Source organism: Streptomyces sp. NPDC054840 (assembly GCF_053611065.1).
Genome location: NZ_JBSGZP010000081.1, coordinates 1 through 16,854 on the forward strand (window position 1 = coordinate 1; position 16,854 = coordinate 16,854).

Sequence of the window (16,854 nt, forward strand, 5' to 3'; positions counted from 1 at the left end):
TACCTCGCAGGCCTCCATCTTCGCGCCTCGATGATCTGGATCAAGGACCTCACCCGGACCCACCCATTGATCACAACCGAATACGCACCCTAGCGGCGACAACCGCTGCCGGCTCCTGGAATTGGCCGACGACCTTGATCGGAAAGAATCGGGTCTCTCCGCCAGCACCCGTGCGGCCACGAGCCGCGTTCTGCGGCGCGCCCTGGCGGAACGCGCTGAAGCGGGCCGCTCCCTCGACATCGTAAGAGTCCGCCTCAGCCTGGAGGCGTGCACTTCGACGTCCGAGGCGGTGACCGACTGCCCGTCGCCGAGAGTCAGGGCAGTGTGCGACCTGTCTTGTGCTGCTCCGGAGGACCGCGGCCGTCGGCACTTCTGCGCGCAGGCCAAGGTCGCGCTACGTCCCGAAAAAGACGCGGCCGGCTGGGCGACAATCTTGCGCGACCCGCACAGCACCTGATTAGTCTCCCGATCTGTGGCCTACGACCCTTCAGGCGCCGGGGTGAAGTTTGCAGGGCCGATTCTTCGCCGGTGTGGGCAAGCCGCCTGAGCAGGCATCTTGCGGCCCGGGCAAGCCTCGCCACCCCATGGACACTGGGCGCCACGGCCTGGGCAAGCCTCCGTGCATCGTGGGCAAGCCATCCCAGCCGGCTGGGCAAGCCGTTTCAGTTCGATGCGTGGCGGACCCGCTTGTGACTGAGTGCTGTAGTTGGCCCGTCCGGCCAACTACAGCACTCATCGTTACTGCGGGCGCACCTGGCGCCACCCCGGCATCCGCGAAGTCCTTCGTAGAGGGCTGACCGGTGCTGAACTCGTCCTGGCGATGTCTGTGCTCGACGCCCCTCAGTCCAGAGACTCGAAGACCTCGTCCCAGAACGCTGAGTCGTCCGTGTACGGCTCCTGGCCGATCAGGCGCTCGCGCAGATCCGTGATGGCGGTCGTGCGTACGGTGTCGTCGGTTGATTCCAAGGCGTTGCCCGCCTCGGCGATCAGTCCGAGGAGGACGGCCAGCGTGGGTAGGTCATCGGCTGCCGGTCCCTTCCATCCGGCCCCGTGGTCCCACCCGTTGGGGTCGTAGTGGGTGATGCCGCCGTCCGCCGCGTCGAGCATCAGGTGCTGGTCGGAGCATGTAGCCACGGTGAAGCAGAAGTTCGTTGGCGGGGAGTCGTCGTCGGGATAGCGTTCCCCATAGATCTCGTCGGCATCGAAAGGTTCCATTCCGTCCTCGCCCCGCAAGTGCCTCGTGTCGATCCCCACGATGTCAAGGCTGACGGCGGGAAAGCCGACCGTGAGCAGGAACTCCCTCGACCCGGCATGGGTCAACTCGGTCGGCAGAGCAGCCTCGTCCGGTCGCCAGAGCGAGCCCTCGCCCAGCCGCTCCTCCAGCCACGCCGCGTCCGGTATCAGCGGTATGCCGTCGTTCTTCAACTGCTTGGCTCCCCAGCGTCCGCATCGTTCGATCATTGCCTGCCCCAGTCAATCGCATGGCCGGCCGACGAACACGCGGACGTTCCCCGCCTGCGGCCTTGCGAACCACCCAAGCGCTCAGACGGACCACGCTGCGCGCTCACGGTCTGGGACGAATCGTGCGGGGCGCGGCCTGGTTCGGATGCCGAGGCGGCCGACGATGGCCGGCAGGTCAGGGTGCCGCGGGTTCCGTGCAGGCGGTGAGGATCCGGGCGCGGTTTCGGAGGGCTTCGTCCTGGCGGATGACGCGATCTTCGACTCCCGAGCGGATCACCCGGGCGTCTCCGTCGGCGAGAGTGGCAAGTCGGCTCACGTGGTCGCGGGTCAATGCGTCGGGGCCGAGTGCTTCTAGGGCGTCGCAGGCACCCTCCGGATCGGCGTCCTGTTCGGCGGAGCGGAGGGCGGCCTCGGCGAGCGCGGTGCGGTCCAGCGAGGCGGGTTCGGTCACGGCCGTGAGGGCCAGCACTGCGGCCGGTGCCTGTGCCGGATTGTCGAGGGCGGCTTCCAGGCGGGCGGCGAGCGGCCGTCCCGCCGGGCCGAGGAGGGCCGTCGTGCGGGCGGCCCGCACGACGGACCACCTGGACCAGGGGTTCTGTTCGGCGCGCGCGAAGATCGAGTCGAGAACGGCAACTGCCGCGTCCGCGTCCCCCGTGACACGCCACAGAGCCTCAGCGAGGGCCGTGTCCGTATCCAGCGCGGGCGTGGTGTCGCCGTCCGTGCCGTTGAGCGCCTCGCGGAGGGCAGGTGCAAGCGCCGCTGCCCGGGGACCGAGCGCACCAGCCATCCTGGCGGCCTCCCTGACTTGGCTGGCGCCACGCTGGAGGTCTTGTTCGAGGCAGTGCAGCAGGGGCGCGATCTCGCCGTCGAGGTCGTGCAGGGCCTTCGCCGCGGGGAGGACTCCCTGCTCGGCCGCCAACGCCCGCAACGAGGTGACGGCTCGGGCGCGGTCCGCCGGGGCGCAGTCGGCGACGGAAGCGATGGCTCGGGCGGCCTGCCCGGGAAAGTGCGGCAGCGCTGCGCACAGCTCGGGCAACGCCGGCGCCGCCTCGGCGCCCCACCCCGCCAGCAGGTTCGTCAGCTGCCAGGGCTCGTTGCCGCTCAGGAGCGCGGGCTGGGCAAGGCGGTGCCGGATGGCGTCGAGGAGTTCGCCGCTGTACGGGAAGGCGGAGTCCTCCGGGCTGCGGAACCCGGCGGCGGCGTCGAGGGCCCGCGGGCGACACCCGAGGCCGGCGGCCAGGAGCGGGGCCGACTGCGCGGGCGCAACCAGTACGAGCGCGGCCAGGGCCCGGTCCGCATGGTCGTCGTCATGTTTGGCGTTCCGTCCGGCGAGGGGGACGAGGACGTCCGCGGCCGGTGCAGCGGTGCTGCCCAGCCGACCCAGAAGGGACGACATCGCGACCACCGACTCCTCGTCGACGGCCGCCGCTCGCAGGTTCCACACCAGTCGCCGCGGGGCACTGCGCGAGAGCATGCAGGCGCGGTCGGCCGCCCAGAGGCCTTCAGCCCGCACCTCGGCCCGACCGTCGTGCAGGGCTGCGTCGACCAGCGCGAACGCCGCCTTGCGCTCCATGCGGTGGCCTCGGCCCAGAAGCGCCTCGACGACGGCGGCCAGTGGTTCGCCGCGTTCGAGGTCGAGGTCAGAGCGCAGGGCGTCGGCAGGCAGCAGGGACAGCATCGTCGTATGCATGGGCTCGGTCCACGGAGCGCCTGCGTCGAGGGAGGCGAAGACGGCGGCCATGCGCACCTCGGCTGGCTGGGACGGGTCCAGGGCGGCGGCTGCCGCTGCCGCTCCGCCCTGCGGGTCGAGCCGCGCGATCCCGGCCAGTACCTCCGCGCGCGCGGACGGTTCGGCTTCCTCGTCCCAGCGCGCGCGGAGGGAGGGGAGCGCAATCGCGGCCGCGCGGGTGTGGGACACCACCCAGGCCGCGGTCCGGCGGACCTCCGGCTCCGGGGAGGCCAACAGGGGCAGTAGCAACGGGAGCCGGCCCGCCACGGCCGCCCGGACCGCGCCCGGTGCCACGCCGTACTCGTCCTCGCTCTCAGCCATGCCGCCGAGCAGCGCCAGGACGTCTGCCGTGCGGTAGCCGGCCGCCGCGATTTCGGCCAGGAACGGTACCGCCTCCGCGCTGGCGGCGTAGACCGTCCCCTGGTGCAGAACGCTCCCGTACAGCTCGGACAACGCCTCATCCGCCGCATCCGCGTCGGCGCCGGTCAGAGCCCGCAGCAGATCGGGAATGTCCTCCGCGCTGCCATACGCATGCGAGAGGGAAGACCAGGGCCGGGCATCCAGGCCGTCGAGCAGGTGTACGAGATCCATGCGGAGTATCGTGCCAGCCACCTCTGACATGGCTCAGTCACCTACGGCGCTCACCCGGGCCAACTGCCAGTTGGAGCGCTCAGCCTCGAGTCGCCCTGACCGGCCACGAAAAGAGCTTCACGGTGTACTCCTCGTCCGGGCATGAATCCCACCGTGCATGAGGACAGGGACCATCGCGGGCAGGGACGGTACACGCTGACGGACACAGGGGACGGCCAGGTCTGGGGCACCTGCGCCGAGGCCGAGGGACTGTTCAGGGAACCGCGGCGCGGGACGTACGAACTGTTCGGCTGGGTCCCCGGCGGAGCCGAGGTACGAGGCTGGGTCGGCAGCCGAGTGTGGTGGGTGCCGGAGGACAGGACGCTTGACGCCTGGCTCCTGGAGGACGCGGAAAGCCTCGGACCATACCCGGGGACGGACGCTCTCGTGATCAATGGTCTGGACGACTATGAAGGCCCGCCCGCAGGACACAGGGCTCCTGTCGGACTGCACAACGGGTACCAGTGGCTGGGCTCCTCCCGGGAGTTGTCCCGCGTCCTGCCGCCCGAGCACGCAGCGCCCCCGCTCATCCTGCGCGGGCTTGCCCCGGGTGACCGACTGCGACGGGCACTGGCGACGGGCACCCGGCGGGCACTGGACCTGGAGGAGGCCCGGCTGGAGATACGGGACGACCGGGGCGAGTTGCTCACCGACCGGCTGCTGCGGCCCCAGGTCCGCACGTGGCGCCCGTCCTCCCATCGGACGGATCTGCTCGATCTGGAACTCGACGGTGAGCACTTCGAACCTGTACCGGGGTACGCGTGGCCCATTTGGGAGCGCTGGCTGGCCGGACCGCCGGACGCCCCTGGCACCTGGGCAAGCCTCGAGACCCGGCAACGCGGGGCTTGGCTCGACCTCGTCCGTGAGCGGGGCTGCCGACTCGAGCACCACGACCCGGCGGCCGGACACGTGTACGAGCTGGACGGCCGACACATCACCGATATACCGGGCCTCTACCTGGCACTCGGCGAGGCTGTCAACGGTCCGGGCGGCTACTTCGGCGGCTGCCTGGACGCCCTCGTCGACTGTCTGCGCGGCAACTTCGGCTACACCGCCCCCGCAACCCTGCTTTGGCGGGATCCTGCAATCGCAGCCGGGTACCTGTCCCGCGTCTTGGCACCGAACGGCGAGTCGTACGACCTGGTGGCCACCGTACTCGAGGTGCTGACCGAGGGCGGGATGCGCGTCACCCTCATGTGAATCGGCCTCCCACCGCGCGGCCGCAGTAGTGACGAGTTGCTGCTGTCGGGCGGTCGGCCAAGCGCGCGTCGGTATCGGGAGCAGCGTCGCGCTGCGCCGGCGGAGGGATCAGCCAGTGGCGGACAGCCCGTGCCACCAGTGACCGCACCCGTCGGAGCAAAAGCGCTCGCGCCGGCGTCCGTCGGCGATCGCGAGCACCGCGACCAGCAGCCGGAACGCCTTGCGGCGTTCATCGAGCGGGGTGAGGGAGGCGATCTTCCCCAACTGGTGCTCAATCCGGCCGCGGGTAATCAGGACCGCGGGTGTGTGCGTCGGGCGCAGCCCGGCGCGGCGGACGCTCTCCGGTCCGTCCTCGGTGGTGACGCGCGCCTGGACGCAGTGGTGGCGTAGGAACAGCAATGCCTCGGACTGTTCCTCCGGGCCAAGTGCGTCGAACCATTCGATGCCCTGTGACATCGGGCGCAACTCCTGCGCGAGTTCGTTGAGCATGACGTCGCGTTCGGTCAAGGCTGCCTCCCTTCGGACACATGATTGCCATATAGACGCACTTCAAGGCGGCGGTCTCGTTCGGGAAATGGCCGCGGGCCTTGACCGCCCGCCGGATCCTGGCGTTCACGGACTCGATGGCGTTGGTGGTGCAGACGATGCGGCGGATCTCGGTGTCGAAGCGGAGGAACGGGGTGAACTCCGCCCAGGCGTTCTCCCAGAGCCGGACGATCGCCGGGTACTTTTTGCCCCAGGCGTCGGCGAACTCGGCGAACCGCTCAGGGCGGCCCCACGACTGCCGTTGCGGGAGTTGCCGCCGTTCTTCCCGGCAGGGTCGTGCCTGTCATAACCGAGGTGGTCGGTGATCTCGCCCCTCCAGGGCGGACTCCAGCAGCCGCTTCGTCAGCTGCTGCAGCAGCCCGCCCTCACCGGTCAGCTGCAGGCCCTTGGCCTGGGCCCGGCTCACCAGCTCGTCGATCAGCCGGTCGTCCACGGCCTTCGCCGACTGCGGCTGGGCGGCTTCGCTGGTCTCGGCCTCGGTCACGTTCTCGCTCGTCATCGGTGCATCTTCCTTGATCGGGAGTTACACCGAACGATTTACAGTCCCCGGCGCAGAAGTCACCCGCGCAGCCTGAGCAGGCTGGGCCAGGCTGACGGTGGACTTGCCCGGGGGAGTCGATTCCGGGGCCGGCGATGCAGTGCGACGGGCACTCCGGCGAGGTGAGCTGGCGGGAGAAAGACGACCTGCGCACTGACGGCGACGGCCCTGCTGTTCGGCGCCGCGCCCGCGCACGCCGCCGCGAGAACCCAGGACGGCACGGCGGGCCTATCTTTCCGGGGGCAAGGCCTGCTGGATCGATGGCGTGGGCGCCAACATGGAAGGGCACGGGACCGGGATGCGTGCCCGCCTGATCACGTACACGCCAAAGGGGTACCGGTCGGAGCTGACCGGGTGGAAGGGCGCCGCCCCCGTCACGGCGGCCATGACCAAGCTGTCCACGGGCGGGTGGAAGTGGAAGGGCGGGAAGAAGTTTCCCCACGGCACGAAGCTGTGCGTCGAGTTCAACGTCGTGCCCAGCTGCATGTGGTGCTGTTGAAGAAGCTGCGGGTCGCGAAGAAGCTGGACCGGTCGCGGGCGGTGATCGACTCCTCCCACGTCCGGGCCGCTCGGCGGGGCCCAAAAGCGGGCCCAGCCCGGTCGACCGCGCACGTCCGGGCAGCAAGCACCACCTCATCGTCGACGGCCAGGGAATCCCGCTCGCCGTCTCGCTGACCGGCGGCAACCGCAACGACGTCACCCTGCTGATACCCCTGCTGATCCGTCCGTCGCGTCCGGCCGCTCCGGTGCCCGTACGAGCACGACCGGGTGCTCCGTGACGTTGATCGTCGCCAGGCCGACCGCCCCCAGGAGGAACCCCCTCACCCCGCCCAGACCGCGAGAGCCGAGCACCAGGAGACCGGCCTCGGCCGCCTCGTCGGCCAGGACTCCGGAAGGCTGCCCGAATCGACGCCGGCTCTCGATCTCCAGAGAAGGGTGCTCGCGCCGCACCCCTTCCGCGGCCTCGGCCAGCAGATCTTCGGCCCAGTGGCCGCTGCCGGACTGCACGGTCGCCGGGCCCGGCGCCTGATCTGCGTAGACGATCCGCAGGTCCACTTTGCGCAGTACCGCCTCCCCGGCGGCCCATGAGGCCGCCGCGAGAGCCTCCGGCGACCCGTCCACACCGACAGTCACAGGACGGGACATGCGTACGCTCCCTTCTTGCGGCGGGGCGGGATCTCCTCCCCGGTCGGCGGGCCTGATGACACGCCAAGGTGAGGCGACCTTCCTCGTTACCCCCAGGTGCTTGGCACATCCATGGAGTCTGTGGGTGTGGCGTGCATTCAGGGTCCGGTCCCGCGGGTTGGCCGGGGGAAGTAGGAATCGAGCGCGCCGCGGCGACGGATGTCGAGGGTGGCGCAGTGGAACGACCCGCCGAACGGCGCATAGTGCAGCAGGTCGCAGGGGACAGGCTCGAAGCCCCACCTCTCCAAGGCGCGCAGCATGCGGGTGTGGTGCCGTTCCGCGATCACACGTTCGCCGTCGATGACGAGGACGTTCATACTCAACCACTTGCCGCACATTGAGGTGATCTTGAGCAGCCGTTCAGGGAGCGGATCGGGCTCGGGGGCGATCAACACGTCCCACCCGTCGAGAACCGCGGGCAGGCGGTCGGCATCGACGTACTCCGGATTCACCAGGACCTTGCCCGGGGCAAGCGGGAGGAACGTCGTGTCGATGTGCATCGGCGTACGGCAGCGGCTCTCGATCTCGTGGATGCGATAGTCGGGCCCCAGGTGGCGGCGCAGCCACTCGATGCCCATCCGGTTGGTCACGTTGCTCCGCTGGACGAACAAGTCACGGCCCGCCCGCACGAAATCCGCCGCGTCGAAGACCGGCTCGAACTCCGTGGTCAGGTAGCGCACCTGCTCGCCAGCCCTGGGGACCCGGTAGTCCCCGTCGAACAGGGCCTCGGTGAGCTGCGGCTTGGGTGCCGACGTCCAGCGCGCGCCGCGACGGAAGTAGTCCTTGACGAGTGAGCGGTAGGAGAAGGTCTCGTAGTACCGGCACGGCCAGGCCATCGGGGTCTCGATGATCTCGTCACCGATCACCAGCAGACTGTCACGCGGACAGCTGTTGGCGAACCCGCGTGACGGCCAGTCGGGGGTGGCGTAACGCCGACGGTGGTCGACGGGGTCGGGGCGCCTGACCGTCACACCCAGGGACTGCAGCAGGTCGATGAACCGGTCGAGCTCACGCTGGGCCGGCTCGATGATGGCGCGGGGATAGCGGACGCCGGCGGCCAGCCCCTGCAGCCGTCCCGCCCATGCCGGGACGTTGCAGGTCACGATCGGATGCCTGGAGGGGAACGTCGCACCGTCCAGACGCCCGACGACGACCTCCTCCAGCGGGTCCCATTCGTTGTGCGAGCTGACCGGCGACGCGAGGGAGTGCACACTGTCGTCAGCGGTGACGATCCGTGGCGATGACATCGGGATTGACTCCCCTCGTCCTAGCCGCTACCTCTCCGCCCCGCAACCCGGCACACAAGGCAGCACCCCGTACAACCACGATGAAGGCTCGTGGCGGACTGCGCGCGCTGGGCGTACCAAGAAGGACTTGGTCAGTCTCGTGTGTCGTTCACAGTGAGCTGACTGAGGGCCGCGCAGAGACGGCCTGCGGCTACTTTGGCCAAAGGCTGCAGGGCCGAGAGACCGGGCAGTGTGACCGTCGCGCCGGATCGAGTGCCTGCTTCGTTACGTCGACGAGTGGGGTCTCCTGGCCGGGATGAGGGGCACGAGGTACCGGCGCGTGCGGTGAGCGCGGCGCGCAGTGCTTGGTTGTCGTGGTGAACAGCCCGAACTTCTAGATGACCCTCTGTTTTGGCGGGTCCACCTGCACCCGGGCGACACTCACGATCTGGAAGCGGGAGCCCTGCTGTCCCAGCTTCTGGGAGGCGACACCTGGCTCGTGTTCACGGTGCCGATGGCCGGTGACCACCGCCTGTATGTGGTGTATCGCGCATTGGAGGGCGAAGCGGGAATCGACTACCTCGTGCACCACCGCCCGCGTCCGCCGCGACTTCCGGCACATCCGCCCGAAAGCCGCCTGCCCGGCCGAAGCGCCGAAAGCCAGCCGCCCAGGCCCTGGACGGCCACCAGGCCGAAAGAACACCCGGCCCACACCCCGGCACGACGTCCACACAGGCGGCAAAACAGCCACCGCGAAGCCCAGACCGAAGAAGTCCACGACTCCTCGCCCACGCCGCACAGAGTAGAGCTCAAGCTAGGCCGACGGGGCCCGTAGGGCGACATGTGGTCGGCACTGCCCACTCGAGGGCAGTGCCGGCCGCTTCGTTTCCGCGTTCAGGACACGTGCAACTCCCGGTCCTGGACGGCTGCCGGCCGGTCCTCCTTCCGTGCCGCCAGCGTGATGAGCACTCCGGAGACGGCGCCGACGAAGAACGGGGACGGCACAAGAAGCACGCCGCCCAGTACGCACCACAGCGCGAGGCCCCAGCCTGTCCAGGCCGGCACGCTCACCCCGCGGCCAGCGAAGTGCCATATCAGACACCCCAGCAGAATCATGGGCACGGCGAAGCTCCCCGGACCCGCCCAGAAGGTGACGGAGTTCGTGAGGGACTCCACTGTCTGCGGCGCCCCCTCCGAGAGGTCGAGGGGGACAGCCGCCCACATCCCCCGCTCTACCCAGCCTGTGACGTCGTCCCAGGCGGCGAGCGCCAGCAGGATCAGGTGTCCCGCTCCCAGCACGAGCATGATGCCGCTCGCCCAACGGAGCAGTCGTTTCTTGGAGTTCAAGGGGCCCCCTCATCTATACGGTGCCGTACAGTTCGTGTGTACGGTAGCGTACAAATGAAACGCGACAGCCAGCGACTGAATCGGTCATAGACCCGGTCCCACGGCGCATACCGCTCCGGCACATCCCGCCACCGGGCGCCGGTCCGGGTCCGCCACCGTATGGTGTTCCTGAACTGAGCTGAGCCCGCCCCGAGGGAACCTAGCCGACTCAACTGACCCACCCGGGAGCGGACCGGATGTCAGAGGACAAGCTCAGGGCGTGGCGTACCAGCCGTTCGCGCCGCTGCCTTCCGAGGGATCGTACGACTGGTGCAGCCCGAGCAGCGCGGCCACCAGCCGGGGGTCCCAGCTTCCGTCGAGGACGCGGTACTCGTCCGCGACCCCCCGAAAGACGAGGTGCGCCCGGTGTGAGGAGTCGCGCCAGATGACCCTGCGCGGCTTGCCGAAGGCGTCATCGCCCTCGCCGAGCAGGGACAGGATCAGCCACACCAGGCTCACGGGCAGGCCGAGGGGCCACCACACCGCCCACCAGAACAGGCGCCCACGGAAGCCGCGCACGGAGTGTCCGGTCACCGACTCGACGGTCCAGCGCGCGCGGGCGCCGCGCAGGGCGCGCCCGCGCCGGTACGTTATCCGGCCCAGCGGGGCGCCGTACGCGTCATCGACGCGGTACACGGCGGGGCGTCCGCTCAGGCGCGAGCCTGTCTCCTCCGTCGAAACCCGGGCGATCGCGGTCTGGCCCTCACCGACGACGTCGAAGGCACGGGCGGAGGGGTGCGCGGCGCCTCCGTGGCCGTCCGGCACGCGGCACAGCATCCCAATGGCGATATGCCCATTGGGTCCCCCGCTGTCACCGTGGCGGACGACGACCGGCGAGGACGCCCCGTACCGCACGTTGTACGTCATCCGCCCCTGGGCCACGCTGAGTCCTTCCGCCGCGTCGCCCCACGGCGGCGCTTTCGGCCCTCATGATCTCATTCCCCCTTGGGGACGTCAGGAGGGGATGCGATCCGTCGGGCCCTCCTCAGAGCCGGTACCAGTTCGTGTCGTGCGCATTTGTCGGTGAAGCGGGCACGAAGTCCGTCACTGGCGACAGCCAGTTGGGACGGATTGGATACGGGCCGCCCGGCCAGGAGGGGTTTGGTGGTTCAGACATCGGGGGTGGTGTCCTTGGCCGGCGGCTGCACGTGGCGGGTGAGTCCGGCGGCAGTGACGGCTTGGAGATGCTCGGGGGCAGGGTGTCCCAGCGTTTGCGGAGGTTCTTGAGCCACTGGCCGATCTTGAATTCCTCGCCGTCGACGGTGACGGTGTCGCGCTGTCGGATGTGGACGTGGCCTTCGCGGTCACGGAAGGCGGCGACGGCCGCCAGGCCGTGTTCAAGCTGCCGCAGCCGGCGGGCGGCGCGGCCGGTGGGCTGCGGCGGCTCGTCGTCGGGTTCGATCAGGGTGATGCCCAGTTCCCTCACGAGCCGGCGCTGCTCGGGGTGGAGCGTGCCGTAGTCGGTCGCCGATGTAACCGGAAGCCTGGGCCACGCCCATCCCGGCGAACGCGAGGGTCTCGGCGGCGCGCCGCGGGTCGGGGAAGCCCGACAGGTCCAGCGTCGGGGCCGTGAGTTCCGCTATGCCGTGGGCCCGTCCGTAGCGCTCGACGGCGGCCGAGAGGGCCACTACTTCGGTGCCTTTCAGGCCGGGGTTTGCCCAGCCCCACATCCACGACCGCTCCTCGGTGTCGTAGGTGCCGAGCACCGAGACGCGCAATTCGAGGGCGCCTTGGCGGTACAGGCAGGACGGCAGGTCCGCCGCCCACGGGCCTTCGGGTAGGAACGAGCCCAGGGCCTCGAGCTGGGCCACGCCCCAGGCGGTGTGGCGCTCGGTCTCGGACAGGAACGGGTCGCCGAATCGCGTGATCACGACATCGACCTTATGCGGACGGTCTGACGGGTCCGCTGCATGGGGTCGCTGCTGGCGGGCGGCTGGCCCAGTCAGAGAGCACTTGTGAGCCGCTGGCGCCGTCTGGCGGAGCGTGAGGCCTCGTCGGACCGGCGCTGAGCGGGGTCTCAGCAGATGCGCTGGAGCGTCGCTTCCAGGAGGACAACGGCGGGGTCGTGACCGTGTACACAGCCCATGTCCCAGTGGACGGGGCCGGGCAGGGTCCCAGCAACGGCACCGGCCCGGGCGTTCACCGTGAGGGCGGCCCGGTCCCGCGACGGCGCCGAGCGATCTAAGAGTGCTCCCGTGGGCGGCTGCGTTCGACGGTGACCTCGGGCGGCCACACGCCATGAGTGATGAGGTGCGCCACGGCATGGCCGGCTGCCTCGAAGGTGACGGTCCCACGGTCGGCGTGGGTGCCGCTCTGCCCATGGGAGAGCGGGTAGCCGCCGGAAGAGCCTGTACCGCGCGGATCAATGAGGTGTTCGCCGAGGTCGCCGTTCCCGTTCAGCAAGACGACCCTGGCGCGCTGGCCGTTGGTGACCACAGTCAGGATGCGCCCCGCCGCACTCTCGAATCGCGTCTCCTGCGTGGCCCAGTCCCACCGGTGTCGAAGGAGCTGTCGAGCCTCCTCGCCGGAGTAGGAATGGTCAGCAGAACCCTGCAGGTGCCAGCGGATGGTGTGAGACAAGGTGCTCCTCGGTCGGTCTGGCAGCTCCTGAACATTCTCGCCCCTGAGCGCGCGCCGAGGGCTTGGGCGAGTCGGCTGCCTTCGGCATGGTTCAGCGTCCAGAGTCGACGACCTGCGGAGGGCACGTCTGTACCCGGCAACCAATGTCCTCACTTGCGCGTCGGACACCACATGGAACGCGAATGGCTCTTCTCGCTCATACCGCTGCTGATCGGCGTGAGCTTCCTCTGCGCTGGCGGGTATGGACTCCGCCGCGCCCGCGCGCTCCGACGCACCGGAATCACTGCGGTAGGCCGAGTTGTGCGTCACGACACCCGGCGAGACGACGACGGAGCCAAGTACCACCACCCCGTCGTGGCTTGGACGGCCCGGGACGGCCGCGACTGCACGTACCCCTCCAGCTTCGGCCGGGGCACCGTTCTCCTCGGCTACGGCATCGGCAGCTCCGTCACGGTCCTTTACGACGAGAAGAACCCCCGCCATTTCGAGATCCGAGGCTGGGAGAATCCGTCGATCTACCTGGTATTCACCGTCGTGGGAGCGGCGCTCACAGCGGGCACCCTGTCGGTTCTCCTGGTCTTGCTGATCACTGCCTGATCACCTGGGGCGCCCGCCAGGAACCCGCAGTGTCCTCTGCCACTGAACCTGGATCGCTTGTCAGTGATGTTGGACAGCGACACGGCCGTCACTCCAAGGGAGGACATACACGGCAGTTCCACGTAATAGGTCTGCTCGTCTGGAGCTGCGGCTTCCCACCGATGAGGAGCTGGCCGAGCTGGCCGATGTGGCTGCTCAAGGAGTTCACCCGCCGGGCAGTGCTCCGTTCCTCACCCCGTGGACAGACCTGCCTGCTGCCGAACGTGGTCGATACGTCGTGCAACAGCACTGGCGCCGGATGGGCACGTGGACGGCTGATGACTGGGCGCTGGGCCTTGCGATTTTCCTCGACGGCCGCCCGGTGGGCCTGCAGGAAATGCGGGCTCGTCACTACGCGATCAGGCGCGAAGTGACCACCGGCTCGTGGCTCGGATGCAAGCATCAAGGTATCGGACTGGGGACCGAGGCGCGCGCTGCCGTGCTGCATCTTGCGTTTGCCGAACTCGGCTGCGCCGAGGCGGTGTCGTTGTCGTTCACGGACAACACGTCTTCGCTGGCCGTCTCAGAGAAGCTTGGCTATCGGCCTGACGGCATCGATCGTGACGTGCTGCATGATCGCGTGGTGGTATCCCAGCGTCTGCGGTTGTCCCGAGATGATTGGGCGTTGTCGGATCGCCCTCCGATCGCGATCAGTGGGCTGGACGGCTGTGAGGAGCTGTTCGGGTCAGTCGGTGGGCGCCCGGCTTGCCCCCCGCCCAGATCGAGCTCGGGGTGATGTGGCAGAACCTCCAGTTCCTGCGCTGGCAGGAGCAACTCGGCCAGGAGGAGAACTGCCCGGAGGACGACGAGTAGGTCACGCGGCTTGCGTGACCTGCTGCGGGGTGACGGGCGGGCGGGTCAGGCTCTTCTTCCCCCGGGTGATGCGACGAGTCATGAGCGTGATCGCCGCCCAGGTGATGAGCGTTTCGGAGTGCTGGACGAGCCGTTCGTAGTCCCGCGCGTGTCGGCGGGCGTGCATGATCCAGGCCAGGCTGCGTTCGACGACCCAGCGGCGGGGCAGCACGACGAACCCGGAGGCGTCCTTGGGCCGGCTGACGGTCTTGATGGTGAGGTTGAGGTGCTGTTTTGCCCAGTCGATGAGCTTTCCGGCATAGGCGGAGTCGGCCCAGACGATGGTGATCTCGGGGTGCATCAGGCGGAGGCGGAAGAGGACTTCCTTGGCCGCGTCGCGGTCGCTGAGACCGGGCCCGCCATCCCGGGCACGAAGAGCTGCACCAGCTGGCGCGCGCGGTGCGTGAGCGAGGACCGGCCGTGGACGTCGCTCTGGTGCCGCCGATGCCCTCCGTCCTGCTCCTGGACGAGATGTCCCACGTCGTCGGCAAGGCGGCCGAACCGGTCCAGAGTGCGGCCGGTCGGCTGTACGAGCCGCGACGGGCGCTGGGACCGGTCCGGTGGCACCCGCGAGGCGGCGGACGACCGATGACTCTGGGGCGGGAGACCGCAGCGTCGCGCGGTCCGCAGCGAAAACCGAACCCGCGACTGGCCCCCGGGGCGGCGAGGGCCGATCCGGGGTGAGGGGACTGACCTGCGGAAGAGGTCCAAGGAAATCTGCTTCGGCCGCAGTTCGGAAACTGGATACGCTGTCGCCGCTGGCCTGTGTGCCAGCCGTCAACCGGGCAGGGCCCGTGACCAACCAGGGGGACCAGATGACCACCACGAAGACTTCACGCACGGCAGCACCCGCGTCTGCCGGCACCACGGACCAGCCCGTCGTCTACTTCAGCGACGAGGCATCCGCCGTGATGGCGCCCCTCCCCGGCCCTGCCCGGCGTTTGCACTCGCCCCTGGAGACCCTGACGTGGCAGGCGCCCCCGGCCCTCGAGGACGAGGACGACGACCTGCGGTGAAGGCACGGGCGGGGGCCTGGCCGTCGCCGTGCAACGGCGGTTGAAGGCAACGGCGCGGGCCCGCGCAGTCGGGCGCCGGGCGGGAACCGGGGGTGTGGTGCCGTGGCAAACCGGCACCACAATCGCCCCCGGCGAGCGTACGCACCTCGTCGGCGAGAGGCCGATGGCGGGCGTCAGTCGGACAGCGCGCCGGTGATCGTGGGCATCCCCTGGACCGTGATGACGGAGGCGGAGGGGGAGAGGACCTTGAAGGCGTGCTTCCACCCCCGGTCGACGAGGCTGAGGAGTTCACCCGTGGGCAGAGTCAGCGACAGGCGGTTGTGGCTGGTGTGGCCGAGCTGGCTGTAGAACTTCGGGAGGCTCCGTTCGTGGCGCAGCGTCAGAGCCCTGTATCCGGCGTCCCGGAACGTCTCCTCGGCGTGCTGGAGGAGGGTGCGGCGATTCCCTGGTGTCGATAGGCAGGGATCACGGCGAGGCCGTGGACGGTGGAGATGCGCTCGGCGATCCGGCGCCGCATGATCGCGGGGGCCCGGTTCGGTTGGACATCCACTTGGCGGGGCCGCACGCGATGGCCCCGACGGGGACGCCCTCACTGTTCTCGGCGATCAGGAAGTGGTTCCTGCGGTGTGCGAGAGCGGTCCGTCGTCGCTGTCGGTGAGGGCGTGCCTCATGGGGTCCAGGGCGCCGGGAAGCTGCTCGGCCCGCAGCTGGAGGACAACGAGCGAGATCAGCTCCACGAGGGTGTCGCCGTCCGCCTGAGTCGCAGTGCGGACGCGGATGTCGTTGTCGGTGAGGGCAGTCGGGGCGTGCATCGCTTGAGTCCTTGGTGCTGGCAGCCGCGCCGCGTGGCGCGGCTGGAAGAATCGCCCAGGGCACTCCCGCCGCCGCGGTCGCGGCCGAAGCCGTCCGCCGGATCGCCCGCCGCCACCTCGACGTCGCCGCCCTGCGGACGGTGCTGTTCGAGACGGCCGGACACGAGGTCTGGGCGCCCGCTCGCCGAGCCGCCCTGGCCGCCGTCGCCGCCAGCTGGCTCTGGCGCCGAGCATCATCTCCATGCACGCCCAGCTGCTGCGAGCGCCTGCCGCGACCCTCCAGGAGGGACAGGGGAATGACGGACTGCCGTTCTTCGTCGCGCAGGCCACCTTCGCTCCTACCGGCCGCGACGTCACCAGCAGCCGCCCACGGCTTCTCCCGCATGCCCGTTACCGGACCGGGCGAGGAGATCCTCGGCTACCTCCACATCAAGGACGCCCTCAGACTCATAGACCGCACAGCGCCGTTCCCGCACCTTGCCTTCCACCGGATCACCAAGGTCGCCCTCGACACCCGCTCGACGACACCATGACTGCCGTGGGCGCGGCAGGCACCCAGCTCGCTGCCGTCACCGGCAGCAAAGGCACCGTCCTGGCTTCGTGACCATGGAAGACGTCCTGGAAGAACTCGTCGGCGCCTGACTCGTAGGTACTGGTGGCCGGCACCCGACCCTCAGAACGCCGTCAGCCACCGGCCAGGATCGCGACGCCGTCGACATGATGAGTCCGACCCAGCGGGAAAGGACACTTAGCGCCGAAGCGGACTGAGCACACAGGAAGGCGACACGTCTCCAAGCCCGTTCCGAGACCCGGGCCGGCCCAGAGGCTACGCCAGAGGCGGTCGTCGGCCGCTGCTCCTGGCGCACTGGTGGACCGAGGCGCGCTGCTGCGACGGTCGGCACCGCCGCCCGCGTGCTGAGGCGGCGGCCGACGTCCTCTGCCGATCAGTCGCGAGAAAATTTCCTCAGGTCCTCGGCGAGTGAGGCGATGGCCGCAGGATTGCGCGGGCTTTCCACCAGCTCCGCGTAGTCGAGGACGACGATCCGGTCGTTCTTGA

17 protein-coding genes and 7 pseudogenes are annotated in these 16,854 nt (G+C 69.4%); 8 read left to right on the forward strand and 16 right to left on the reverse strand.

Going from position 1 to position 16,854, the window contains the following annotated elements:
• Positions 1–840: 840 nt before the first annotated feature.
• Together ACWGIU_RS08800 and ACWGIU_RS08805 are read right to left on the reverse strand one after the other, a co-directional pair.
• Positions 841–1,461: an SUKH-4 family immunity protein gene (locus tag ACWGIU_RS08800; protein ID WP_453703768.1), complete on the reverse strand. Its 621-nt coding sequence runs from the start codon at positions 1,459–1,461 to the stop codon at positions 841–843.
• A 175-nt stretch (positions 1,462–1,636) separates the two neighbouring features.
• Entirely contained in the window at positions 1,637–3,781 is a 2,145-nt protein-coding gene (locus ACWGIU_RS08805) for a hypothetical protein (protein WP_453703770.1), read from the reverse strand.
• 141 nt (positions 3,782–3,922) lie between these two features.
• Here ACWGIU_RS08805 and ACWGIU_RS08810 point away from each other — a divergent pair, with 141 nt between their 5' ends.
• A complete protein-coding gene (locus ACWGIU_RS08810; RefSeq protein WP_453703772.1) occupies positions 3,923–5,020 on the forward strand; it encodes a barstar family protein in 1,098 nt (365 codons plus the stop codon).
• A 108-nt stretch (positions 5,021–5,128) separates the two neighbouring features.
• Here the strand turns inward: ACWGIU_RS08810 and ACWGIU_RS08815 are convergent, their stop codons facing one another.
• The 3 genes and pseudogenes from ACWGIU_RS08815 to ACWGIU_RS08825 form a co-directional block, all read right to left on the reverse strand.
• The gene (locus tag ACWGIU_RS08815) at positions 5,129–5,527 is read right to left on the reverse strand and encodes a DUF5958 family protein (protein ID WP_383805643.1); all 399 of its coding nucleotides are present in this window, start codon (positions 5,525–5,527) and stop codon (positions 5,129–5,131) included.
• Positions 5,528–5,555: 28 nt separating this feature from the next.
• Positions 5,556–5,774, reverse strand: a pseudogene (locus tag ACWGIU_RS08820) (transposase); the annotation flags it as partial.
• A 75-nt stretch (positions 5,775–5,849) separates the two neighbouring features.
• The gene (locus ACWGIU_RS08825; protein ID WP_453703774.1) at positions 5,850–6,065 is read right to left on the reverse strand and encodes a transposase; all 216 of its coding nucleotides are present in this window, start codon (positions 6,063–6,065) and stop codon (positions 5,850–5,852) included.
• Between the two features lie 304 nt (positions 6,066–6,369).
• On the opposite strand from ACWGIU_RS08825, the gene ACWGIU_RS08830 reads away from it, so the two are divergent.
• The gene (locus tag ACWGIU_RS08830) at positions 6,370–6,603 is read left to right on the forward strand and encodes a hypothetical protein (RefSeq protein WP_453703776.1); all 234 of its coding nucleotides are present in this window, start codon (positions 6,370–6,372) and stop codon (positions 6,601–6,603) included.
• A pseudogene (locus tag ACWGIU_RS08835) lies at positions 6,585–6,880 on the forward strand (transposase); the annotation flags it as partial. The gene ACWGIU_RS08830 and the pseudogene ACWGIU_RS08835, both read left to right, overlap by 19 nt.
• Here the strand turns inward: ACWGIU_RS08835 and ACWGIU_RS08840 are convergent.
• Both ACWGIU_RS08840 and ACWGIU_RS08845 read right to left on the reverse strand, forming a co-directional pair.
• Positions 6,801–7,250 carry a universal stress protein gene (locus ACWGIU_RS08840; protein ID WP_453703778.1) on the reverse strand — a complete coding sequence of 150 codons (450 nt, stop codon included), beginning with the start codon at positions 7,248–7,250 and terminating at the stop codon, positions 6,801–6,803. The pseudogene ACWGIU_RS08835 and the gene ACWGIU_RS08840 sit on opposite strands and share 80 nt — an antisense overlap.
• 137 nt (positions 7,251–7,387) lie before the next feature.
• Positions 7,388–8,536: an amidinotransferase gene (locus ACWGIU_RS08845; RefSeq protein ID WP_453703780.1), complete on the reverse strand. Its 1,149-nt coding sequence runs from the start codon at positions 8,534–8,536 to the stop codon at positions 7,388–7,390.
• Positions 8,537–9,102: 566 nt separating this feature from the next.
• On the opposite strand from ACWGIU_RS08845, the pseudogene ACWGIU_RS08850 reads away from it, so the two are divergent.
• Positions 9,103–9,321 (forward strand): annotated as a pseudogene (locus ACWGIU_RS08850) (NF041680 family putative transposase); the annotation flags it as partial.
• 88 nt (positions 9,322–9,409) lie between these two features.
• On the opposite strand, the gene ACWGIU_RS08855 reads toward ACWGIU_RS08850, so the two are convergent.
• The 6 genes and pseudogenes from ACWGIU_RS08855 to ACWGIU_RS08880 all read right to left on the reverse strand — a co-directional run bounded on the left by ACWGIU_RS08855 (position 9,410) and on the right by ACWGIU_RS08880 (position 12,481).
• A complete protein-coding gene (locus tag ACWGIU_RS08855; RefSeq protein ID WP_453703782.1) occupies positions 9,410–9,862 on the reverse strand; it encodes a DUF6463 family protein in 453 nt (150 codons plus the stop codon).
• Positions 9,863–9,930: 68 nt separating this feature from the next.
• Positions 9,931–10,029: pseudogene (locus ACWGIU_RS08860) on the reverse strand (transposase); the annotation flags it as partial.
• A gap of 85 nt (positions 10,030–10,114) precedes the next feature.
• Complete coding sequence (locus ACWGIU_RS08865) at positions 10,115–10,783, reverse strand: hypothetical protein (RefSeq protein ID WP_453703784.1); 669 nt, start codon at positions 10,781–10,783, stop codon at positions 10,115–10,117.
• Positions 10,784–10,886: 103 nt separating this feature from the next.
• Entirely contained in the window at positions 10,887–11,327 is a 441-nt protein-coding gene (locus ACWGIU_RS08870) for a Helicase associated domain protein (protein WP_453703786.1), read from the reverse strand.
• A complete protein-coding gene (locus ACWGIU_RS08875) occupies positions 11,239–11,772 on the reverse strand; it encodes a DUF6882 domain-containing protein (protein WP_453703788.1) in 534 nt (177 codons plus the stop codon). Before ACWGIU_RS08875 ends, ACWGIU_RS08870 begins: the two co-directional genes overlap by 89 nt.
• Positions 11,773–12,082: 310 nt before the next feature.
• The gene (locus tag ACWGIU_RS08880) at positions 12,083–12,481 is read right to left on the reverse strand and encodes a hypothetical protein (RefSeq protein ID WP_453703790.1); all 399 of its coding nucleotides are present in this window, start codon (positions 12,479–12,481) and stop codon (positions 12,083–12,085) included.
• Positions 12,482–12,652: 171 nt separating this feature from the next.
• Here ACWGIU_RS08880 and ACWGIU_RS08885 point away from each other — a divergent pair, with 171 nt between their 5' ends.
• Both ACWGIU_RS08885 and ACWGIU_RS08890 read left to right on the forward strand, forming a co-directional pair.
• Positions 12,653–13,078, forward strand: a complete 426-nt coding sequence (locus tag ACWGIU_RS08885) for a DUF3592 domain-containing protein (protein WP_453703792.1) — start codon at positions 12,653–12,655, stop codon at positions 13,076–13,078.
• A 145-nt stretch (positions 13,079–13,223) separates the two neighbouring features.
• Positions 13,224–13,853 carry a GNAT family N-acetyltransferase gene (locus ACWGIU_RS08890; RefSeq protein WP_453703798.1) on the forward strand — a complete coding sequence of 210 codons (630 nt, stop codon included), beginning with the start codon at positions 13,224–13,226 and terminating at the stop codon, positions 13,851–13,853.
• Between the two features lie 81 nt (positions 13,854–13,934).
• Here the strand turns inward: ACWGIU_RS08890 and ACWGIU_RS08895 are convergent.
• Positions 13,935–14,318, reverse strand: a pseudogene (locus tag ACWGIU_RS08895) (transposase); the annotation flags it as partial.
• A 466-nt stretch (positions 14,319–14,784) separates the two neighbouring features.
• On the opposite strand from ACWGIU_RS08895, the gene ACWGIU_RS08900 reads away from it, so the two are divergent.
• Positions 14,785–14,985 (forward strand): hypothetical protein, encoded by a 201-nt coding sequence (locus ACWGIU_RS08900; protein WP_453703794.1) that lies wholly within the window; start codon positions 14,785–14,787, stop codon positions 14,983–14,985.
• 605 nt (positions 14,986–15,590) lie between these two features.
• On the opposite strand, the gene ACWGIU_RS08905 is transcribed toward ACWGIU_RS08900, so the two are convergent.
• Positions 15,591–15,797, reverse strand: coding sequence for a hypothetical protein (locus tag ACWGIU_RS08905; protein ID WP_453703796.1), 207 nt, complete (start codon positions 15,795–15,797; stop codon positions 15,591–15,593).
• 359 nt (positions 15,798–16,156) lie between these two features.
• Here ACWGIU_RS08905 and ACWGIU_RS08910 point away from each other — a divergent pair.
• Positions 16,157–16,439, forward strand: a pseudogene (locus tag ACWGIU_RS08910) (hypothetical protein); the annotation flags it as partial.
• A 302-nt stretch (positions 16,440–16,741) separates the two neighbouring features.
• On the opposite strand, the pseudogene ACWGIU_RS08915 reads toward ACWGIU_RS08910, so the two are convergent.
• Positions 16,742–16,854, reverse strand: a pseudogene (locus ACWGIU_RS08915) (ABC transporter substrate-binding protein); the annotation flags it as partial.